Here is a 22,201-nt window from a genome sequence, read left to right as displayed (position 1 = left end):
TCACCGAACGGATTGGCGCACTTGGTCTCTCGTCGACGACGGGGCCGCGGTCAGGCCGGCCCCCAGGATGCGGTCCGACAACAACCCCAGACATGACAGGTTCGGGAAACCCGGCCCCTGCGTGAGCCCGGACAGGCCCGGCAGAAACAGCTTCGGTTGCACACCGGTGACGGCGAGGTCGTCGGAGATCGACTCCTGCAGCACGTCCGGAGTCAGCGGAGCCCCGAGGCCGAGTTCCAGTAGATCCAACGCATCCTGGCCGAGCAGCGGCACGAACCACATCGCGTCGGCGCCCGAGCCGTCGATGACGAGATCGAAGCCGTGGACGGTCTCCAGCGCTTCCCCGCCCGCAGTGGTGCTCAGCGTCAACCGGATTCGGTCCTCGCGGGCGACCGCGTGCGCGACCCGGCCCCGGAGGTGTCGGATCCGGTCGTCGGCGAGCAGTGCCTCCTGCACCCGGGCGGAGAACACCCCGCGGTCCGTCCGCATCATCGCGTCGCGCCGCTGCCCCATCGTCAGGCTGCTCCAGCCGGTGGGGTCGGAGAACAGCATGTTCTCGAAGAAACCCTCGCCCCTGGTGAACAGGGTAACCTGCGGTGAGATCACGGTGATCGTCGAAACCCGGTGCCGGAACAGCTCGTTGAGCATCGAGGCGGCGGTCTCGCCGCCACCGATGACCGCCACTCGCTCGGCGCAGATCAGATCGTGCTGCGCGGCGCGGTGCCAGAACTGCGCGATCGAGAGCACCCGGGGATTGCCGGGCAGGATCGAGCGCTCGGGCCGGCCGGGCCCGGTGATCATCACGCCATCGGCCACCACCGTGCGGTCGGGTGTGTGCAGCGCCCACCGCGGTTCGCCGGTTTCGGTGTCGACCGAGATGGCCCGCACCTCACCGCTGATGACGTTCATCTCGACGTTGCCCGCGACCCAGCGCAGATAGTGGCTCCACCGGCGGTGGGTGGGCGCGGGCCTGCCGCGGTCGATCCACTCGGCGAACTGGCCCGTCGAGATCAGGTACTGCTGCCAACTGTGCCGCGTCATGCGCTCGTCGAGCTCGGCGTTACGGCGCGGCACCAGAGCCGAGCGGTACGGGAAGCCGACGTCCTTCTCGGGGCTGGTACCCAGCCGGTGCTGACCGTCGGTCCAGCCGCCGTCGGCCTGCCAGTTGGCGGCGACCCCGGTCTTCTCGACCGCGACGACCTCGGGCACGGCAATGCCCATGTCGCGCAGTTCGGCGGCCTTGGCGGCGACGGCGACGGCCTTGGCGCCCGCACCCACCACCGCGAGCGTCCGGTTCATGAGACGACTTCTCGGAGCGATTCCTGCCACATCGCCTGCAGCGTGGCGAGGTCATCGGCGGTCAGGATGTCGGGCAGCGTGCGCCACTGGGTGCCCAGCACCGGCGCGTCAGTGCCACCGACCACCGCCGCCAGCACGGTCAGCTCGTGCCGGACGGCCAAGTGCGGTTCGGGCAGCGGTGACACTGCCGCCAGCAACGCGCGGTCGGGACGCAGGGCGCCGCCGTCGAGGCCGACGTGCACGCGGCCCAGGAAGTTGAGCAGCAGCTGCGGCTCGTGCAGTGCCGTCAGACGTTCGGCGGTGTCGGGACGCAGATAGCGCAGCAGACCGTAATCGACGCCGTCGCCGGGGATCTCGGCGACGTCGCTGGCCGACCGCACCCGCAGTGGATAGATCGCGCTCAGCAGACCGACGGTGTCGGAGGTGTCGGCGCCGTCGACGAGGCCGTCGGCGCGGCCGTGGGTTTCCAGGGCCAGCAGTGGCGGTGGCGTCTCCTGGCCTCGGTGCCGCCGCCAGCGGGTGACGGTGCGCGCGGCGGCCGCGGCCAACAGGTGCGGCGTGGGTTCGGCCCCGTCGAGCAGCCGTTGCGTGATGTCGGTGTCGGTCACCGCCATGGATACGACGAGACCGCCGACCCGATCGGTTTGCGGGCGCACCCGGCGGGCGCCGAGAGGCGGGTCGTCGCCGTCGAGTTGGGCGGCCCAGAAGTCGGCCGTGTCGATCAAGTACGCCCGGTCGCCGAGTAGGCGCGACCAGCATCCGTAGCCGGTGTGTTCCCGAGTGGGCGACGGGTCTCGCCCGGACGCGATGCTGTGCCACGCCGCATCGAGTTCGGCCAGCACGATCCGCCAGGACGCCGGGTCCACCGCCAGCACGTGCGCGGTGAGCAGCAGCACACCGGCGCCGTCGGGCGGTCGCAGCCACACCGCGGCGAGCATCGAGCCGCGCTGCGGGTCAAGGCGTTCCACCGACTGCCGGGCGTATTCGGCGACGGCTTCGGTGAGGGCTTCCGCGGTGTCAGAGCCCACACGCACCTCGGTCAGGAGATCCTGCGGCCCATGCTGCTCGACCAGCGTCATCGTCTGCCGGTCCAGTCGGCTGCGCAGTACCGGATGACCGTCGACCACGGTGTGCAGCAGTCGCTCGAGTTGTTCGCCGGTGATGCCGTCGGGCAGCCGGATGGCCTCGGTCTGTGCCAGTCGTCGCGGGTCCCCGTACTCGACGAGCCAGCGCGCGTTGGGTAGCAAGGGCAGCGGCCCGCCGAGCTCCTCGCCATGCCCGGCGACGGCCGCTTCACTGTCGACGGCGGCGGCCAGTTCGCGCAGCGTCGCGCATTCGAGCATCAGTCGGGCGCGCAGCGGGATTCCGCGTCTACGCGCGGCCTGAACCACCGACAGCGCCACGATGCTGTCCAGCCCCAGCGCGAGAAAGTCTGCGTCCACATCGATTTGGGCACCGTCGAGCAGCTCTGACAGGACGGCCGCCAGCGCCCTCTCGGTATCGGTCTGCGGCGCGGCCGACGGGCCATCGACGACGGCGATGGCGGTGAGCGCGGCTTCGTCGATCTTGCCGTGCGCGGTCAGCGGCATCTGGGCGATCACCACGATCGAGTGCGGAACCATATAGCGCGGAAGGTGTTTCGACACCAGCGCGCGAAGCTCGGACACGTCGGGGGCCGGCTCGGCGGCGACGAAGGCCACCAGCTGCGGACCCCATCGCTGTTCGCGCACCACGATGTGAGCGTGCCGCACGGCCGGATGTGTGTGCAGCACCGCGGAGACCTCGGTCGGCTCGACCCGGAAGCCGCGAATCTTGACCTGGGTGTCGGAGCGCCCGAGAAACTCCAGCGCGCCGTCGGGTAGGCGTCGCACCACGTCTCCGGTGCGGTACATGCGGCCGCCCCGCCCGAACGGATCGGCGACGAACCGGCTCGCGGTTTCGCCATGCCTGCCGAGATAACCGCGGGTCAATTGGTCGCCCGCCAGGTACAACTCCCCTGGCACACCGTCGGGCACCGGCCGCAGCAAGGAGTCCAGGACGTGCGCCACGCTGGGCGACGTGGGCCGTCCGATGGTCGGCCGGTCGTGCTCCGCGATCGTGGCGACCACCGCTTCCACCGTGGTTTCGGTTGGGCCGTAACAGTTGTAGGCCGCCATACCGGTGCGCGTGCATTCGTCGCGGATCAGGTTCCAGGCCGGTATCCCGACGGCCTCGCCACCGAGCGCCAGCACCCCGAGCGGCACCGTCGTGAGCAGTCCGACGGCGTGCAGTTGGGCGAACATCGACGGTGTGGTGTCGATCAGGTCGATCCCGTACCGGCCGATGGTCTCGACCAGCGCCTCGGCGTCACGTTGGACACCGTCGTCGACGATGTGCACCGCGTGCCCGTCGAGCAAGGCGGCCAGCGGTTGCCAGGCGGCGTCGAAGGTGAACGACCACGCATGGGCGACCCGCAGGCGGTGCCGCAACCGAGCGGACGCCGGCCGCAACACGTTTCGGGCATGGTCTTCGGCGTAGGCCAGCAACGCCTGATGGGTGCCGACGACGCCCTTGGGCCTGCCGGTGGTGCCGGAGGTGAACACCATGTACGCGGCCTGGCCGGGCAGGGCGGCCACCGGCCGGAAGTCGTCGGCCGACTCGGTCGAGGCCGCGCAAAGCATGTGGTCGTCGACGACGGCCGTCGTACCGCACTGGTCGAGGATGTCGGCGATCCGCTCCGCGGGCATCCCGGGGTCCAGCGGCACGATGACGCCGCCGGCCTTCAGCACGGCCAGCATCGCGATCACATACTGCGGTCCGCGCGAAAGCCGGATCGCCACAGGAGTTTCCGCGCCCACCCCCGTCGACACCAGGGTCGCCGCAACTCGGTCGGCGGCCTCGTCGAGTTCCCGGTAGGTGAGTTCACCGCCGGACCAACTCAACGCCGGTGAGCCCAGCCGCGCACTTGCGGTTTCGGTGAAAGCGGTGTGTACGCCGAGATGCGCGGGGGCCGGCGCGATGGCCGTGATCGCTCCCTCACGGTCGATCAGGACGCTGACGTCACGCAACGGGCGGTCCCAGTTGGCGGCCAGCCGCTGGGCCGTGATCAGCAGCCGGCGCCCAAGCGATTCGGGGCTCATCTGGCCGAGCGCGCCGTCGATCACCTCGACCAGGACCGTGAGCTCGCTGTCGCTGTTGTGCGCGGCGATGGTGACCGGGAAGTGCGACACGCTCTCCAGCGCCGCCGGCCGGAACGTCGCACCGTTGGCGACGAAGTCTGCGCCGCCGACCAGACCGCCGGGCGGGAAGTTCTCGTAGACCAGCAGGGTGTCGAACAGCTCACCGATACCGGCCAGCGAGCGCAGTTCGTTGTGCGGCAGGTAGCCGTGGTCGCGCAGCTTGGCCGCCTCGCGTTGCAGCGCAACGCATTGGGAGCCGACCCGGGCGGCCGGGTCCAGCCGGATCCGCAGCGGCACGGTGTTGATGAACAGACCGACCATGGTTTCCACGCCGGCGAGTTCGCCGGGCCGTCCGGCCACCGTCACCCCGAACACCACGTCGGAGCGGTCGGTGAACGCCGACAGCACTGCTGCCCAAGCCATCTGCATCAGCGTGTTGAGCGTGACGCCGCGTGATCGCGCGGCGTCCTCGAGCCGCTCCGAGGCGGCGCGATCCAGCTTGAGCTCGGTGCGGCGCGGCTCCCCGCTGGGCGGTTCCCCCGCGGTGAGCGCTGGGGTGACGAACGTCGGACCGTCGAGATCGCCGAGATGCTCACGCCACAGGTTGCGGCTGGTCTCGTGATCCCGGCCGGCGAGCCAGCCGATGTAGTCGCGGTAGGGGCGCGGTGGCGGCGGCAGCGCGGCCGGGTCGCCGCCCGAACGGTACAGCGAGATCAATTCGCCGACGAACAACGGCAGCGACCAGCCGTCGATGATGATGTGGTGCGCGACGACGATGAAACGGAAGCGAACGCCTTCCTTCTGGTCCGGGGCTTCGATCAGAAGGAACCGGATCGCCGGTCCGCGTCCGAGGTCGAACGGTCGGCGCCGTTCGTCGGCCTCCAGCGCGTCGACCTCGCCGGCGGTCGCGGTGATGTGGCGCCAGGGCAGGTCGACGCGGGTGGGGACCACTTGCACCGGCTTGCTCTGCGCCCGCAGGAAACTCGCCCGCAGGTTGGGGTGGCGCGCCAGCATCGTCGCCGCACACTCGCGCAGCAGGGCCGCGTCGAGTTCGCCGATCACGTCGGCGGCCATCGCGATGACGTACGGATCCGCACCCCCCTCACCGGCGCTCAGCTGCGCCAGCGAGAACAACCCCTGCTGCAGCGGGCTGAGCGCCATCACGTCCTCGATGGCGACCGTGGGTTCGGTCCTGGGATGGGTTGAAGTCACGGCGTGCCGTCCTGCGACGCCGACCACATCGACGTGACCGCCGCCAACTCGTCGGCCGACAGCCCGGACGCCGCCATCGGCGCGTGGCGGATGTCGGGTGTCTCGGTTTCGCCGCCGGCGTCGTCGACCCGGGCCGCCAAGTCGTGAATCGCGGGGTGCTCGAACACCATTCGCGCGGTGATCGTCAGTCCCGCGTCCCGTCCGCGGGCCGCCAGCTGCACCGCGAGGATCGAATCGCCACCCAGCTCGAAGAAGTCGTCGGTGCGGTTGACCACGGGCACGTTCACGATGTCGGCGAGGAGCGTCGCGAGCGCGCGTTCGGTGTCCGTGCGCACCGCTTCTGCCGGGCCGGCGGCTGTCGAAGTGCGGCTCAGTTCCGTCGTGTCGGCGAACTCGACCCGGCCGTTGGCGGTCCAGCGACCGCGTCTACCGGTGGCGCGCAGTTCGGCGCCGGTCTCGTCGACGACGTGCTCGTAGACGTCGCCGACGACGCCGATTGCGACCGGATCGCGCCAGCCGTCGAGTACGCTGGCCGCCGCCGCCGCGCTGAACCGCTGTACCAGGCGGCGCTCGTCGCGGCCGGCGATCTGCACATCACGCACCCGCTGATCCGGATCGTCGGCGAATGCGGCCAGCACGCGTTTCAGCCACCCGACGAATCGTTCCGCGGTGTCGCGCCGGTACAGGTCAGTCCGGTAGATGACATGCCCGCGGTAGCCGTCGTCGGCGCCGAAGAAGTTGACCGACAGGTCGGCATGCGCGACGTCGAACGGCGGCTCCAGCGGGGTGAACGTGGTGTCGCCGCCCGGCCCGGACTCGATGACCTGTCCGGCGGGCAGCGCTTCACGTACGTGCACCACCACCCCGAACAGCGGGTTGCGTGACAGCGACCGCGCCGGCCGTACCGCGTCGACCACCTGGTCGAACGGCAGGTCCTGGTGGGCATAGGCTTCCAGCGCCGTGTCCCGGGCCCGGCGCAGCACCTCACGCAGCGTCGGATTCTCGGTCAGGTCGTTGCGCAGCACCACGATGTTGACGAAGAAGCCGACGAGCGGGTCAAGTGCCGCTTCAGTGCGGCCCGCGACCGGAGTACCCAACGGAATGTCCGGGCGCTCACCGGCTTTGTGCAATGCGACCGCCACCGCCGCCTGCAGCAGCATGAATTCGGTGACTCCGAGTTCCCTGCCGAGCTCGGCGATCTTCGCGCGGGCGGCGGCGTCGATGCCGAACTCGACGGCGTCGCCCTCCCCGCTCAGCACGGGCGGCCGCGGGAAATCCGGTGCCAGGCCCGGGTCTTCGTGCAGGCCGGCCAACTGGCGGCGCCAATAGTCGCGCTGCGCCGCGAGGGGGCCGTCGGACTCGGCGAGCCGCGCCGCCTGCCACGCCGCGTAATCGGCGTACTGGATCTGCAGTGGGGCGAATCCGGGCGCGTGCCCGGCGCGCCTGGTGCGGTAGGCGGTCAGCAGGTCGCCGAACAACACCAGCGCCGACCAGTGATCGGCGGCGATATGGTGCACCACCAGCGAGACCACGTGGGCGTCCGGCGTCGCCAGCACCGCGGCCCGCACGGGCAGGTCATGTTCGAGATCGAAGACGTGCCGTCGCTCCTTGTCGAGTTCGGTCTGCAACCAGGCGGCGTCGGCACCATCGGTGCGGCGCACCGCGACGTCCAGCTCGTCGTTGACGAACTGATATGGGGCACCGTCGATTTCGCGGTAGGTCGTGCGCAGCACGTCGTGCCGGGCCACGACGTCGCGCACCGCCCGCACGAACGCGTCGGCGTCACAGGGGCCCTCGATGCGGGCGGCGAACGGGATGTTGTTGACCGGGCTCGGGCCGTCGATGCGGTACTGGAACCACATGCGCAACTGCGAGGCCGACATGGGCAGCGGCCCGTCGTGCGGGACGGGAACCAGTCGCGGCCGGGTGCGGCCCGCGTTCGACGCCGCGTCGATGCGCTGCGCCAGGGCCGCCACGGTGCCCAGTTCGAAAACCTCTCGAACACCGATGTCGGCGTTGAACGCAGCGCGCACTCCGGCAACGAGTTTGGTGGCCAGCAGCGAATGGCCGCCGAGGTCGAAGAACGAGTCGTCGGCGCCGATGTGGTCGCGGTCGAGGAGTTCGGCGAACAGGTCGGCGATCCGCCGCTCCGTCCCGTCGTCGGGCTCGCGGTAGGCGGCGCCGGACCCGATGTCGGGGTCGGGCAGTGCCGCCCGGTCGATCTTGCCGTGCGCGGTGATCGGGATCTCGTCGATGACGACGTAGGCCGCCGGTGTCATGTACTCCGGCAGCGCGGCCGCGACCCGGTTGCGAATCCGTTCGACCTCGACGGTCTTGGAGCCGCCGGCCGGGGTGACGTAGCCGACGAGACTCTTGCCGACCCCGGGCAGCTCGCCGACCAGCACGACCGCCTGACCGACGCTGGGGTCGACCGAGATTGCGGCCGCCACTTCGCCGAGTTCGATGCGGAAGCCGCGGATCTTGACCTGTTCGTCGGCGCGGCCGACGAACTCCACGTCGCCGTCGACGTTGCGGCGGGCCAGGTCGCCCGACCGGTAGAGCCGAGCACCGGGAGTGAACGGGTCGGCGACGAACCGCTCGGCGGTCAGCCGTGGCCGGTGGTGGTAGCCGTGGGCCACATGTGTTCCGCCGATGTAGATCTCACCGATCACCCCGACCGGGACCAGTCGCAGGGCGTCGTCGAGCAGGTGGATCTGGGTGTTGATCTTCGGCTTGCCGATCGGCACGATCCGGGTGCCCTGCTTGCCCTCGACCCTGTACCGGCTCGCGTTGATGACGGTCTCGGTGGGTCCGTAGAAGTTGTGCAGCAGCGCGTCGAATGTGGCGTGGAACTTGTCGGCCAGCTCGCCGGGCAGTGCTTCACCGCCGATGGGTACCCGCTGCAGCGTCCGCCACTGGTTCACCCCGGGCAGCGACAGGAACAATCCGAGCAGCGAGGGAACGAAATGCATCGAGGTAATGCCTTCGTCGTGTAGCAGTTCGGCGAGATAGCCGACGTCGCGCAGTCCGTCCGGACGGGGGATCACCAGCCGGCCGCCGCACGCGAGCATGCCGAAGATCTCGGCGATCGAGACGTCGAAACTCGGCGAGGCCACCTGCAGCAGGCGCTCCTTGTCGTCGATTCCGTACTCACCCTTGAACCAGACGAAGTACTCCGCGACGGGCCGGTGCGGCACCGGAACACCCTTGGGCAGACCGGTCGACCCCGAGGTGTAGATCAGGTACGCGGTGCTGTCCGGAGACAGCGTCCGGACCCGGTCGGCGTCTGCGGGGTTGGCGATGGGGAACCCGTCGAGGTCGGCGATCGGTTCGCGGATGATCAGTTTCGGGTCGGAGTCCGAGAGGATGAACGTCAGCCGGTCCTCGGGGTAGGTGGGGTCGACCGGCTGGTACACCGCACCCGCCTTGATCACACCGAGTGCCGTGATCACCAGCTCCGGCGACCGGTCCAGCAGCACCGCGACCCGGTCCTCGGCGCCGATCCCCCGCTCGATCAGCCAGTGCGCCAACCGGTTCGCCGACTCGTTGAGCTCCCGGTAGGTGTACTCACGTCGCTCGTAGACCACGGCGACCACGTCGGGCGTGCGCGCCACCTGAGCTTCCACCAACGCCGTCATCGTCGACGGCGCGGTGACGAACTCCTCGCCGGCCGACACCCGGCGCAACCAGTCGGCGTCGTCGGGCCCTATCACATCGAGCGCGCCGATGGGGAGGTCGGGGCGCTGCAGCGCATCGTCGAGCAGCGCGGCATAGTGCTCGAGCAACTGGCGGACCAGTGCCGCGTCGAGGATCTCGACGAGGTACTCGGCCTCCACCACGACACCGGCGTCGAACTCGACCATGACACCCAACGGCAACTGAGTGAGATGACCGCGCAATTCGGCTCGGCGGCAGGTGATTCCGGGCGGGTTGAAACCTTCCCCGTCGGCGCCGCGCGCACCGAAGCTCACCCGCGTCATCCGCTCCACGCCATGGCGACGGTCGGGATTCAATTCGCGCACCACCCGGTCCAGGTTCACACGCTGGTGCGCGAACGCGCCGACCGCTGTGTCTCGGGCGTGCGCGAGGAAGTCGCGGAAGCTCTGGCGGGCACCGGGACGCAGGCGCAGCGCCACCGTATTGCCGTAGTAGCCGATCGCGTCCTCGACGTCGGCGGTGCGGTTCAGCACCGGCGTGGCAACCAGGAAGTCATCGCAGCCGGTGTAGCGCTGCAGCAGCGCCCCGAAGGCGGCCAGCAGCACCATGTACGGGGTGGCGCCCGCCTGCTTGGCCAGCGCCGCGACCCGGTCCACCGTCGCCTCCGGCAACCGCAGCGTCAAGCGCGCAGAACGCCAGTTCGTCGGCACCGCAGAGCCGTTCGGTCCGGGCAGCTCCATCGGCTCGGGTGGATCGGCCAGCACGTCGCGCCAGAAGTCCAGATCCTCCTCGACCGAGCCGAGCGCGTGCGATGGCGGTGTGACGGCGGGCCCCAGCGGCTCTCCGATGTACGCCCGGGTCAGATCGCCGAAGAACACCGGCCAGCAGCCGTCGTCCCAGGCGATGTGGTGCGCGGTCAGCAGCATGATGTGCTCGTCGGGGGCGGTGCGCACGACGGCGAGCCGCAGCGGCGCATCCGTGCCCAAGTCGAACGCGGCCCCGAACTCGCGCTGCGCCAACACTTCCAATCGAAGCCGGCGCGCGTGCTCGGAGAATCCGGTCAGGTCGTGCTCGGTCCAGTCGGACGCCAGCCCGTCGTGCACCGTCGGTCGCGGTTCGCCGGCGTCGTCGACGTGGTAGGTGGTGCGCAGCACGGGATGGCGCGCGGCGACCCTGTCGACGGCGTCGTGCAACCGGGCAACGTCGAGATCACCGGTGATCCGGTACGACAGGCAGATGTTGAGGATCGCTCCGGTGGGGTCGGCGGCCTGGGCGAACCACATCCGGCGCTGCCCGTCGGACAGCCCGTCCGCCGCCGCGGACGACGCACTGTTCGTGCGCAGTCCCCGCTCGGCGAGCTTGCGGCGCAACAGCTCCAGTCGCCGGTCCTTTACCTGCTCGCGGATATCGACGGTGTCAGTCACGCGTGTCCACCTTCTCCGATCGTTCTGTGCTGTCCAGGTCGGCGACGAGTTCGCCACCGGTGATGCCGCCGAGCAACGTGGCCAACGGCACTTTGTGGCCGGCCGCCCGTTGCAGCCGCTTGCGTAGGTCCAGGGCCAGCAGCGAGTCGACACCCAGGTCGAGCAAGGACATGTCGAGGTCGATCGAGGCCGCCTCAAGGCTGAGCACCGCGGCGAGCGCCGCACGCACGCACACCTCGGTGCTGACGCCGGGTTCGATTGTGGGCTGGACGGTTTCGAGGGATGCGATCTGGCTGTCCAAAAACACCCGTAGCCGGGCCTGGTCGGCGCTCAGCAGCAGCGGGTCCTCGCCATGGTCGCGCAGGCTGGCTTCGACGGCGGCCTCGGGCGCCATCGGCAGCAGCCCGGAGCGCTCGATCATGGTGAGCTCGTCCGCGCCGGCGATGCCACTGCCCCGCCACAGCCCGTACCTGGCGGCCAGGCAGTGCTGACCCTCGGCGCGCAGTTGGCCGGCCATCACGTCGAGCATCCGGTTGGCGGCCGAGTACGCCACATGCGCACGCCCGCCCCACACGCCGGAGACCGAAGAGCACAACAGGATTCGAGCGTCAGGACGCATCGGCCATTGCTCGGTCATCCGGGCCAGACCACCGATCTTCGCGGCGGTGGTGTCCGCGAACATCGCCGGTGTGAGCGCGTCGTGATCGGCGAAGGCCGCAGTGCCTGCGGAATGGATGAGCAGCGATGCGCCGTCACCGCCGAACTGCTCGGCCGCCGCCCTCACGTCGCCAGCGGAGGTGATGTCGCAGCGCGGTGCGAGCACGTCGACATTCGGTGCCGAAGCGGCCAGTTCGGCCATGAGGGCATCACCGACGCCGCTACGGCTGAGCAACACGATGCGGCGTGCGCCGTGGGCGGCGAGATAGCGGGCGAAGTGCAGTCCGACCGCCCCGTTGCCGCCGGTGATCACGACGTCGTCGAGCACCCCCGCCGCCGCGCGCCAGGACGGTGCGGGCTCGGCCGACTCGACCACGGTGCGGGCGAAAACCCTTGGGCCCGAACCGTCCTCGCGGACAGCGGACTCGGGTGTGCCCATCAGGAGCGCACGCACCGCCGCGGCGGCGGTGGCGTCGTCGAGTTCCCAGGACGGCAGGTCGAGATGCCGGAACGCCTGCTCGGGCCGTTCGAAGCCGATACTGCGGTGCATCGCGGCCAGCGCGGTCTGTGCGGGCAGCGCCATGGGCTCGCCGGACCGGACATGCTCACCGCCGACGGTGACCAGACACATCGCCCGGCAGTGGGGTCCCGCCGTGTCGGCGTAGTCCAGCAGGCCGGCGCCGACCAGATGGGCGACCTCCTGGGCGGCGCGTTCGGCGTCGGGATGATCGAGCAGCGGCGCGACCGCCGCGACGAGCTCGGCCCGGCCCGGCTCGACGATTTCGGATCCGTTGTGGCGCAGCGCTGTCCGCAGTCGTTCGCCCAGTGGTCCGCGGGGCCCGGCGAGATCGAGCACCGCGACGCGTTGCGCGGGCCCCTGCGACCGTTCGATCGGGTCCCACTTCTCGCGGGCGACGGTGAGCCCGTAGACCGGCGCCGGCGGCTGCGGTTCGGCCCACAGCCGCACCGCCCGCATCGGCGCGTTCGGGAAGTCCCGCAAAGGTGGTTGCGACGCGACGTCGACCAGGTCGGTCCACCGGTATCCGGGGTCGGCGACCGCGGCGGCGGCGATGTTGGCCGACAACGCGTCGACGAGTGGTAGGTCGCGAAGCCCCGAACCGAGGACGAGCGGATCGTCGTCGGCCAGCAGATCGCCCAGCGCGAACGTCAGCGCCGGATGCGCCGACATCTCGATGAACGCCGCCGCGCCGTGGCGCCGCGCGGCGGCCACCGCGCGGTCGAACCGCACGGTGTCGCGGAGGTTGCGGTACCAGTAGTCGGCGAAGCCGGTGCCTGCGGGCACCACGTCCGCGGTGGTCGAGCCGATGAACTGGACTGGCGCATCGATGAATCGACCGTGCGGGAGCAGCGCGAGCAGGTCGTCGCGCACCCGCTCCAGTGCGCTGGTGTGCCCGGGGTAGGTCACGTCGAGTTCGCGGGCGAACAGCCCCTGTTCGGTCGCCGCCGCCATGAGCGCGCCGACCGCGGCACGCTCACCGGAGACCGCCACCGAGGCGCCGGCGTTGACCGCGGACACCTCCAGCCAACCCGGGGTCGACACCACCAGTCGTTCGGCATCCGCGAGCGAAACCCCCAGTGCCGCCATGCTGTAGTCACCGCGGATCCGATCGACCGCCTTGGCCCGCGCAATGACCACCGCGGCGGCGTCGAACAGTGTGATGCTTCCGGCGACGTAGGCGGCGGCGACCTCTCCGAGGCTGTGCCCCACCACCAGATCCGGCACGATTCCGTACGTCCTCCACAGATGGGCCAGGGCGACGGCGTGGGTGAACTGGGCGCCCTGGATCTGCGTCTGCGGCCAGTCCCCGCCACCGGAGTCGGCGGTCAGGTACGGCAGGGGCGACGGTTCACCGGTGGCCACGAACGCCTCGGCGCACCGGTCGACGTGTATCCGGTACATCGCGGAGCGCCGGTAGGCCTGCGCACCCATGCCCGGCCACTGGTTGCCCTGTCCTGGAAACACGAAAGCCGTTCGGGTCGGCGCCGATTGCGACGAGCGGACGACCAACGGGTGGGTGGCGCCCGTGATGACGGCGCGCAGGCCGTCGGCAAGTTCGGCGGTGTCGGCGGCACGAACCACCGCGCGGTGCTTGCGCAACCGACGGGTGCGCAGCAAGGCGGTGGCGACCGTCTGCATGTCGGGGCCTCGATCGAGGTAGCGCAATATCGCCTCGGCGTCGGCGGCCACGAGTTCTTCGGCGTGTGCGCTCAACACGACGGGGATCCGGCCGTCGGGGAAACCGGAGGGCGTCATCACGCCGCCTTCGACGGGCTGGCTGGAATCGACACGACCAGGTGGGCGTTGGTGCCGCTCATGCCGAATGCGGTCACCGCCGCTAACCGCTCGTTGTTGAGGGCCGGCCATGGCGTCAGCTCGGAGGCCAGCCGTAACCCCTGACTGTCCCAGTCGATTTCGCGGCTGGCTTCGTCGGTGTGCAAGGTGGCCGGGACCGCTCCTTTCTCGGCGGCGATCAGCACTTTGGCCAGGCCGAGCCCGCCGGCGGCGGCTTGTGTGTGGCCGAGGTTGGACTTCACCGAGCCGAGCAGGCCGCCTTCGCCGGGGGCGGTGGCGCCGTAGGTCGTGGCCAGCGAGATCAGTTCGGTGCGGTCCCCGAGCCGTGTCCCGGTACCGTGTCCCTCGATCATCCCGATGTCTTCGGGCCGCACACCGCTCTGCTCGAGCCCCCGTGCGAACAACCGCGCCTGCGCCTGACCGCTCGGTGCGGTCAGGCCCACGGAACGACCGTCCTGGTTCAGGCAGGTGGCCCGCAGCTCGGCGAGCACCCGACGCCCGGCGCGCATTGCCCCCGAACGGTGCTGCAGGACGAACATCGCTGCGCCCTCGGCCCATACGGTGCCGCTGGCGTGCGCGCTGTAGGGCCGGCAGCGACCGTCGTCGGACAACGCGTGCTGCTTGGAGAATTCGACGAAGAAGCCGGGCGAGCCCATCACGCACACGCCACCGGCCAACGCGAGGTCGCAGTCGCCCGACCGCAGCGCCTGTGCCGCGGTGTGAATTGCGGTCAGGGTGGACGAGCAGGAGGTGTCGATGGTCAGGGCTGGACCGGCCAGCCCGAGCGTGTAGGCGATCCGGCCGGAGATGACACCGAGCGCGGTTCCGGACATCAAATGCCCCGTGAGGTTTGAGAACTGGGCCAGATCGGGACCGTATCCCATCGCCGAGGCGCCCACATAGCAGCCGGCGTCGTGGCCTGCGAGGTCGTCGGGGTTGATCCCGCTGTTCTCCAGCGCGCGCCACGCCACCCGAAGCGCGACTCGCTGCTGCGGGTCCATCGCGACCGCCTCCCGCGGGGATATCCCGAAGAACTCGGGGTCGAAAAGCGCTGCACTGGAGAGGAACCCACCGAGGTCATGAATGCGCTTGAACCCGTCGCGCTGTGAGCCGTCGAGCACGTCACGGACCGACCACCCGCGGTCCCGCGGGAACGGGCACAGACCCTCGCGCCGTGCGACCAGCAGGTCCCAGTAGCTTTCGGCGGTGTCGATTCCGCCCGGAGCCTCGATCGCCATTCCCACGATGGCGATCGGATCGGCTGCGGCGCCGTCCGGTGTGCTAACCGGCATTGACCAACTCCGCGACGGTCTCGAGGTGGTCGTCGAGGTAGAAGTGCCCGCCGTCGAACAACGACAGCGTGAATACGCCGTCGGTGTGAGTTTGCCAGCCGCGCAACATATCTTGGCTTATTCGGTGGTCGTCGCGGCCGCCGATGGTGTGAATGTCGGCGGCGAGGCGGGCGCCGGGCTCACACGCGTAGCGGTTGAACGCCCGGTAGTCCGCCCGCACCGCGCGGACGAGCAAGTCGATGAATTCCTCCTCGGCGAGCAGGCGGGGGTCCGTTCCGCCGAGGTCGACCATGTTGGCGATGACGTCCGCGTCGGCGGTGGGCAGCCGCGGTGAGGTGGCGATGGTCGACGGCGCCTGACTCGCCGAAACCCACAGCTGCCGAACGGGAACGCCGTGGCGCTCGGCGACCCGGCCGAACTCGAAGGCGATCACCGCGCCCATACAGTGACCGAACAGTCGCAGCGGGCCCAGCCGGGACCAGTCGCCGGCCGCGAACAGATCGGCCGCCAGGTCCTCGACCGTGTCCGGCGCCGGATGGGACAGTCGGTCCGCGCGTTGCGGGTACTGGACGACGTAGGCGTCGTCGCCGCCACCCGCCAGCGCCGACGCAAACGCCCGGTAAGCCGCCGCCGCGCCGCCCGCGTGAGGAAAGACCACTGTCGCGCCGTTCGACGACTGCCCGGCGCAGCGTTTGATCCAGGGCGCGAAGGTCAGTTGGCTCTGCTCGTCGATCATCGTGTCGGTGTCGCGTCGAGGCTGCGGTGACGGTGCCGGAAGGGAGCCTGCGAGTCCGCGGCGAAAACACCCATGATTCCTCCGTGTATTTAGCGCAGGCTGTCCTAAGTAGGAAGTGAGGTTACCCTATCCTTCTTGCCGCGGACACGGCTACGTCCTCCCCGCGGCCTGTCCGGTCGCATCCGTTTGAGCTGGATGAACGCCGTTCCTGCCGCCAGCCGGACGTGACGCGCTGGTCCGGGCACCGCGCTACGTAACGTAAAAAGGTGGTTACGAGGAAAGGATCGCGGGCATGGATCTGGCAGGCGTCGGTGTGTGGAGTTCTGCGCTTCGGTACGGCGATCAGGGCGAGGCCGCCGAGGCGGCCGCGGAGCTGGAGGATCTCGGCTTCACCGCGCTGTGGATACCCGACGTCGGCGGACCCGTCCTCGATTCGGTGGAGCACCTGCTGTCGTCGACCAAGCAGGTCGTGATCGCCACCGGAATCCTCAACCTCTGGATGCACGAGCCCGCCGACGTGGCCGCGCGCTACGCCGCGCTGGCCGAAAGCCACGGCGAACGCTTTCTGCTGGGCATCGGGGTGAGCCATGCACCGCTGATCGACTCGAGGGAACCAGGCCTCTACCGCAGGCCGCTCGCCGCGACCCGCAGATATCTCGACGACATCGATGCCACCCCGCGGCCGGTCCCCGTCGCCAACCGGGTGCTCGCGGCCCTGGGCCCGAAGATGCTCGAGCTCGCCGCGACCCGCTCGCGCGGTGCGCACCCGTATCTGGTCACTCCCGACCACACCCGCTACGCCCGCGAACAACTCGGCGACGGCCCGCTGCTGCTGCCCGAGCAGACGGTGCTGCTCACCACCGACGCCGACGAGGCGCGCACGCTCGGAACCGATTGGCTGCGTTCGTATCTGGCACTGCCCAACTACGCCAACAACCTGCTGCGGTCGGGCTTCACCGAAGCCGATGTGGCCTCTGTCAGCGATCGGTTGTTCGACGCGCTCATCGCCTGGGGCGACGAGGAGACGGTGCTGAAGCGGGTCCATGAGCACCGCGACGCCGGCGCCGACCACGTCTGCGTGCAGGTGCTCACCGCCGACCCGCGGGGGTTCCCGCGCGACCAGTGGCGGCGACTGGCCCTTGCCCTAAGGTGAGCCTTGAGCTGACGACTCGAGTTCGGACAGCACGTCGGCGGCGTCCATCCCGGCCACCGCCAGGTAGACCTCGGCCACCGCGTCGAGCCGCTCACTTACGGGTTCGCGACCGGCCAGTCGTTCGGCGAGCTTCGACACACACCGAGTGGCGAACATGTCGGTGACCAATGCGGTCGGGGCGTCGAGCCAGTCCCGGACGCGGGCGATCACCTGCGTCGCCAGCACCGAATCCCCACCGAGGCAGAAGAAGTCGTCGTCGACCCCGACCCGGGCGTCGAGCACCTCACCGACGATCGCGGCCAGTGCGGATTCCAGCGGGGTCGACGGCGCCCGGTAGGCCGGCGCTGTGGGAACCTCCGCTTCGGCGAGCTGTCGCGCGACCGCTTTGCGGTCGATCTTTCCGTTGACGCCGAATGGTATTCGATCGGTCACCACTATGACCTTCGGAATCATGTGCGCGGGAAGCAATTCGGTCAACGCGGTGGTGATCGCTTCGGAGTCCAGGTCGGCATCGGTGACCGTTGTCAGTGCGGCGAGGGTGTCGCGTTCGCCGGATACGACCGCGGCGACTGCCGCGTCCACACCGGGCACGCGCTCGAGCGCCACTTCGACCTCGCCGAGTTCGACCCGGTATCCGCTGATTTTGATGCGGTGGTCAACGCGTCCGACGAACTCCACGGCGCCGTCGGGCAGATAGCGCACGAGATCGCCGGTCCGGTACCAGTTTCGGCCGTCGTGCCGAACGAACTTTGCTGCGGTCAGTTCGGGTCGTCCACGATAACCGCGCGCCACGCCACGGCCCCCGACCCAGAATTCGCCCGGTACCCAGTCCGGGCAGTCGGTCCCGTCGGCGGCGACCACGCGACAGGCGTTGTTCGGCAGTGGAGTGCCGAAGGGCAATGCCGTCCAGCTCGCAGGTATGTCGGCCGGTTCGCAAATGGTGTTGTGCGTTGCCGTTTCGGTGGCACCGCCCAGTCCGGCGAATCGCGCGCCGGGTGCTCGGGTCCGCAACGCCTGGGCCAATTGGGTCCTCACCCAGTCTCCACCCGTTGGCACGACCCGCACCGTGGACAACCGGCGACTGTCTGCCGGCACGACCGCAACGAGCATCTCCAGCCACCCGGGCATGAAGTGCAGCACCGTGACACCGTGTTGGTCGATCAGCCGAGCCCAGGTGTCGGGATCGCGCCGATGCCGTTCGTCGACGACGACGATCGAGCCGCCGGACCGCAGCGTGCCGAAGATGTCGAGCACCGACAGATCGCACTCCAGGGTCGACAGCGCCAAGCAGCGGTCGGCCGGCCCGATTTCGAAGTGCCGGTTGATGAACTCGATGGTGTTCATCGCGGCGTCGTGAGTGACTTCGACACCCTTGGGTTCTCCGGTGGAGCCCGAGGTGAACAGTACGTAGGCCAGCTCGGCGGGATCCGTTGCAGCCGGCGAGGTTCGGGTCGCCGAGTCCGCACCGGACCGGATCGCCTCGGCCACCGTCAGGGTGGGCAAGCCCACCGGGTCGCGTCGATCCCCGCACACCAGCGCGAGCCGCACATCCGCGGTCTGCAGGATCCGGGCAGCCCGGTCATCGGGCTGGTCGGCACCGATCGGGAGGTACACGCCACCGGTGGCCAAAATTCCCAGCAGCGCTGGAATCTGTTCTGGCGTCTTGGGTCCCATTACGGCGACCGTGTCACCGGCCGCGATACCGTATTGACGCAGGGTCGTCGCCACGGCCAATGACTGCTCGGCCAGCTGCCCATAGCTGAGATCGCCGAGGCTGGAGAACACCGCGGGAGCGTCGGGTTGTCTTGCCGCAGCGCGGAAGAAGCCGTCGTGCAGCGCGTCTCCGCTCGGCTCTGTGGTCACGCCGTTGACGGCATCGCGCACCGTGCGCTGCGCTTCGGTCACCGCAGGCGGATCCGGCGCCGCCCAGGAACTGTCGTCGGTGGCCAGCCGGGTCAACTCGGCGAGATGATAGGCGAACATCGCATCGATCACGCCGGGCCGGAACGCCTCTTCGCGCACATCCCAGTTCATCAGCAGCCCACCGTCGAACGGGGTGACCTGTGCGTCGAGCAGCACCTGCGGCCCCTGGGAGATATGCCAGACCGGCGTGCCGAACTGCTCTGTCACATCGCCGGCAAACAGGTCGCCGAGGCCGAGAGCGCTGGTGAATACGAACGGTGCCAGCGCCTGGGAGCCGCGGTGCCGGCTCAGGTCCCGCAGCACCGAGAGGCCGGAGTAGTTCGAATGGCGTGCGCTGGTGTGCAATGCCGCCTGCACGATGCGCGATCGGGCCAACGCGGTGTTCGCACCGGTGAGATCGATGTCGAGCATCAGCGACGACGAGAAGTCACCGACCAGCTTGTCGACGTCGGGATGGAACGGCTCGCGGCCGAACATCGGCAGATTCAGCAGGAGATGTCGACTGGTCGACCAACGGGCCAGGGTTCCGGCGTACGACGCCGCCACCACCATCGCCGGGGTGACACCGTGCCGTCGGGCCGCGGCGAACAGCGCATCGCGTGTGGCGGAGTCGAAGAAGTGCCAGCGTCGGGTGTTGCGTCGGGGGTTGTTCTGCTCCGAGGGCGGAACAAGCGGCAGCGCAGGCGGTTCCGGCAGATGCGGGATTCGCTGCGCCCACCATCGGCGGTCCTCGTCGGGTGCTGTCGCGGCGGCGGTGAGCGCCGACCGGTACTCGCGATAGGTGTAGTTCAGTGCGGTGAGTTCTTCGCCCCGGTAGAACGCTGCGAGGTCGGCCATGAAGTTGCGGTAACTCACCGCATCGGCGGCTTGCATGTCCATGTCGACGTGCAACCGTGTCGCGCCGCCGGGAAGTAGCGAAAGGCTCAGCTCCAGCACCTCGTCGTGCAACATCTGATGAGATTTCGCCTCGCGGATCTCGGTCAGGCGCTTCGCCGCGTCATCGGCGCCGAGGTCACGAAGGTCGATCACCGATACATCCAGTTCGCGGTCGCCGACCCGCTGCATACCGTCGGGGAGAATCTCGACCCGCAGCATCGGATGGCGGGCCGCCAGCTTCGCTGCGGCGACACGCAGTCGCTGCGGATCGACTCCGATGCCGTCGAACTCGACGTAGAGGTGTGCTGCGACGCCACCAAGTTGCTGTGTCTCGTCGCGGCCGAGCCACAGGGCTTGCTGGATCGGAGCCAGTGGGAACGGATCGGTTTGCTCGCCGAGGGCCGGCTGAGCCGTCGACTCGGGGCCGCCGCGACTGGCGCGGCCGGCCACCAACGCCGTCCACGCCGCCACGGTGGGCTGCTGCGCGAGCGCGGCGAAGTTGACGTCGATACCCCGTTTCCGCCACCGCCCCGACAGCGACATCATGCGGATCGAGTCGAGTCCCGAGGCGATCAGGTCGGCATCCGGGTCGACTTCGCCGGGGCTCACGCCGAGAAGTTCGGCGACCTCCTCGCGGACGCAGCGATCGACCGAACCCGTCTCACCGACACCCACGCGAACCTCCGATTTAGTGCAGGCTGCCCTAACTAACGCGGGGAACGCTACCGTATATTCGAGGCACCGAACACACCTACCCCAAGGGGCACGCATCCCTCATGAGCACCGGTTTCGAGCAGCGCCCACCAGCAGAGAACCCGGTTCAGCAGCGCGCTCTCGGCGACCTCACGACCGGATTCGTGCCGTTTCCCACCGACCGCGCCGAGGAGTACCGGCGGGCCGGGTACTGGACCGGCCGGCCACTCGACTCGATCCTGCGCGATGCGGCGGGGGCCTGGCCCGATCGGACCGCTGTGATCGATCGCGGCGTCAGCTACACGTTCGCCGAACTGGACGCGCGGGCCGACCGCATCGCGGCGGCACTGGCCGACCGCGGCATCGCGCCCGGCGACCGGATGCTGCTGCAGCTGCCCAACACCTGCGAGTTCGCGGTCGCGCTCTTCGGTGTGCTGCGGGCGGGCGTCGTTCCGGTCATGTGCCTGCCGGGCCATCGCTCCGCGGAACTGAACCACTTCGCGGCGGTCAGCGGCGCCGTCGGCCTGATCGTGCCCGACTCGGTCGGCGGCTTCGACTACCGCGCACTCGCCGACGACCTCGTCGAAGACAACCCCGGGCTGCAACACGTGTTCGTTCATGGGGAGCCCGGCCGGTTTCAATCCTGGTCTGCGCTAGCCGATTTCGACGGTCCACTGCCCGAGTACGGGCCGGTCGATCCCGACACGCCCGCCCTGCTGCTGGTGTCGGGCGGCACCACCGGGCTGCCGAAGCTCATCGCGCGCACACACAACGATTACCTCTACACGGCGCGCACCAGCGCGCGCGAGTGCCTCCTGACCGGCGACGACGTCTATCTCGTCGTGCTGCCCGCCGGCCACAACTTCCCGTTGGCGTGCCCGGGCCTGCTGGGCTCGATGAGCGTCGGCGCCACTTCGGTTTTCACCACCGACGCCAGCCCCGAGGCAGCGTTCGCGTTGATCGATCGGCACAAGGTCACCGTCACCGCTCTGGTCAACGCGCTGGCCAAGGTGTGGACCCAGGCGGGCGACTGGGAACCGGTGCTGCCGACGTCGCTGCGGCTGGTCCAGGTCGGAGGTTCGCGGATGACACCGCAGGAGGCCGAGTACATCTTGGCCGGGCTCACCCCCGGTCTGCAGCAGATCTTCGGGATGGCCGAGGGCACGCTGAACTTCACCCGGCCCGACGATCCCGTCGACGTGGTGGTCAACACCCAGGGCAGGCCGATGTCGCCGCACGACGAGATGCGGGTGGTCGACGAGTCCGGTGCGGAGGTCGCGCCGGGTCAGGAAGGCGAACTGCTGGTGCGCGGCCCGTACACGCTCAACGGCTACTACCGCGCCGACGACGCGAACGCGCGGTCGTTCACTCCCGACGGCTTCTACCGCAGCGGTGACCGGGTGCGGATCTTCGCCGACGGCCCGCGGGCCGGTTACGTCGAGGTGACCGGGCGCATCAAGGACGTCATCCACCGCGGCGGTGAGACGGTGTCCGCGTCGGATCTCGAGGAACACCTGTTTGCGCACCCCGCGATCTACGCAGCGGCGGCCGTGGCGCTGCCCGACGACTTTCTCGGCGAGAAGATCTGCGCCGCGGTGGTGTTCAAGGGGCCGCCGATCACGCTCGCCGATCTGAACCAGTTCCTCGACGAGCGGGGCGTGTCGGCCCACAGCAGGCCCGACGTGCTGGCGCCACTGCCGAGGTTGCCCAAGACCGCGGTCGGCAAGGTGGACAAGAAGAAGGTCGTCACCGAATTGATGTCGTGATTCCGCCGCCGAACTGAAGTTGTACATCAGTGTTCGGCGCC

General features: G+C 69.5%; 9 protein-coding genes. 2 read left to right on the top strand and 7 right to left on the bottom strand.

Annotated features, from left to right (window positions below; all coding sequences use genetic code 11):
• Genes mbtG through QGN32_RS20700 form a run of 6 tightly spaced genes read right to left on the bottom strand, consistent with a single transcriptional unit; the run spans nucleotide 1 to nucleotide 15,749 of the window.
• Nucleotides 1-1,299: an NADPH-dependent L-lysine N(6)-monooxygenase MbtG gene (gene mbtG, locus QGN32_RS20725; protein ID WP_326546128.1), complete on the bottom strand. Its 1,299-nt coding sequence runs from the start codon at nucleotides 1,297-1,299 to the stop codon at nucleotides 1-3.
• Entirely contained in the window at nucleotides 1,296-5,618 is a 4,323-nt protein-coding gene (locus tag QGN32_RS20720) for a non-ribosomal peptide synthetase (protein ID WP_326549184.1), read from the bottom strand. Before QGN32_RS20720 ends, mbtG begins: the two co-directional genes overlap by 4 nt.
• 47 nt (nucleotides 5,619-5,665) lie before the next feature.
• Nucleotides 5,666-10,750: a non-ribosomal peptide synthetase gene (locus QGN32_RS20715; protein ID WP_326546127.1), complete on the bottom strand. Its 5,085-nt coding sequence runs from the start codon at nucleotides 10,748-10,750 to the stop codon at nucleotides 5,666-5,668.
• Entirely contained in the window at nucleotides 10,743-13,682 is a 2,940-nt protein-coding gene (gene mbtD / locus QGN32_RS20710; protein ID WP_326546126.1) for a mycobactin polyketide synthase MbtD, read from the bottom strand. Before mbtD ends, QGN32_RS20715 begins: the two co-directional genes overlap by 8 nt.
• Complete coding sequence (locus tag QGN32_RS20705; protein ID WP_326546125.1) at nucleotides 13,682-15,013, bottom strand: beta-ketoacyl [acyl carrier protein] synthase domain-containing protein; 1,332 nt, start codon at nucleotides 15,011-15,013, stop codon at nucleotides 13,682-13,684. Before QGN32_RS20705 ends, mbtD begins: the two co-directional genes overlap by 1 nt.
• Entirely contained in the window at nucleotides 15,003-15,749 is a 747-nt protein-coding gene (locus QGN32_RS20700) for a thioesterase II family protein (RefSeq protein ID WP_326546124.1), read from the bottom strand. Before QGN32_RS20700 ends, QGN32_RS20705 begins: the two co-directional genes overlap by 11 nt.
• Nucleotides 15,750-16,041: 292 nt before the next feature.
• On the opposite strand from QGN32_RS20700, the gene QGN32_RS20695 reads away from it, so the two are divergent.
• On the top strand, nucleotides 16,042-16,902 hold the full coding sequence (locus QGN32_RS20695; RefSeq protein WP_326546123.1) for an LLM class F420-dependent oxidoreductase: 861 nt from the start codon (nucleotides 16,042-16,044) through the stop codon (nucleotides 16,900-16,902).
• On the opposite strand, the gene QGN32_RS20690 is transcribed toward QGN32_RS20695, so the two are convergent.
• Nucleotides 16,894-20,376 carry a non-ribosomal peptide synthetase gene (locus QGN32_RS20690; RefSeq protein WP_326546122.1) on the bottom strand — a complete coding sequence of 1,161 codons (3,483 nt, stop codon included), beginning with the start codon at nucleotides 20,374-20,376 and terminating at the stop codon, nucleotides 16,894-16,896. The genes QGN32_RS20695 and QGN32_RS20690 overlap by 9 nt on opposite strands.
• 101 nt (nucleotides 20,377-20,477) lie before the next feature.
• On the opposite strand from QGN32_RS20690, the gene QGN32_RS20685 reads away from it, so the two are divergent.
• On the top strand, nucleotides 20,478-22,160 hold the full coding sequence (locus QGN32_RS20685; protein WP_326546121.1) for a (2,3-dihydroxybenzoyl)adenylate synthase: 1,683 nt from the start codon (nucleotides 20,478-20,480) through the stop codon (nucleotides 22,158-22,160).
• The last annotated feature ends 41 nt before the right edge of the window (nucleotides 22,161-22,201 follow it).

Source organism: Mycolicibacterium sp. ND9-15 (genome assembly GCF_035918395.1).
Classification (GTDB): Bacteria; Actinomycetota; Actinomycetes; order Mycobacteriales; family Mycobacteriaceae; genus Mycobacterium.
Note: the sequence above shows the minus strand (reverse complement) of the source record. Positions and strands in the feature narration are given on the sequence as shown.

Excerpts from the sequence above, each read along its gene's own strand:
- mbtG (WP_326546128.1), bottom strand. The coding sequence starts at position 1,299 with ATGAACCGGACGCTCGCGGTGGTGGGTGCGGGCGCCAAGGCCGTCGCC.
- QGN32_RS20720 (WP_326549184.1), bottom strand. The coding sequence starts at position 5,618 with ATGGCGCTCAGCCCGCTGCAGCAGGGGTTGTTCTCGCTGGCGCAGCTG.
- mbtD (WP_326546126.1), bottom strand. The coding sequence starts at position 13,682 with ATGACGCCCTCCGGTTTCCCCGACGGCCGGATCCCCGTCGTGTTGAGC.
- QGN32_RS20705 (WP_326546125.1), bottom strand. The coding sequence starts at position 15,013 with ATGCCGGTTAGCACACCGGACGGCGCCGCAGCCGATCCGATCGCCATC.
- QGN32_RS20700 (WP_326546124.1), bottom strand. The coding sequence starts at position 15,749 with ATGATCGACGAGCAGAGCCAACTGACCTTCGCGCCCTGGATCAAACGC.
- QGN32_RS20695 (WP_326546123.1), top strand. The coding sequence starts at position 16,042 with ATGGATCTGGCAGGCGTCGGTGTGTGGAGTTCTGCGCTTCGGTACGGC.
- QGN32_RS20685 (WP_326546121.1), top strand. The coding sequence starts at position 20,478 with ATGAGCACCGGTTTCGAGCAGCGCCCACCAGCAGAGAACCCGGTTCAG.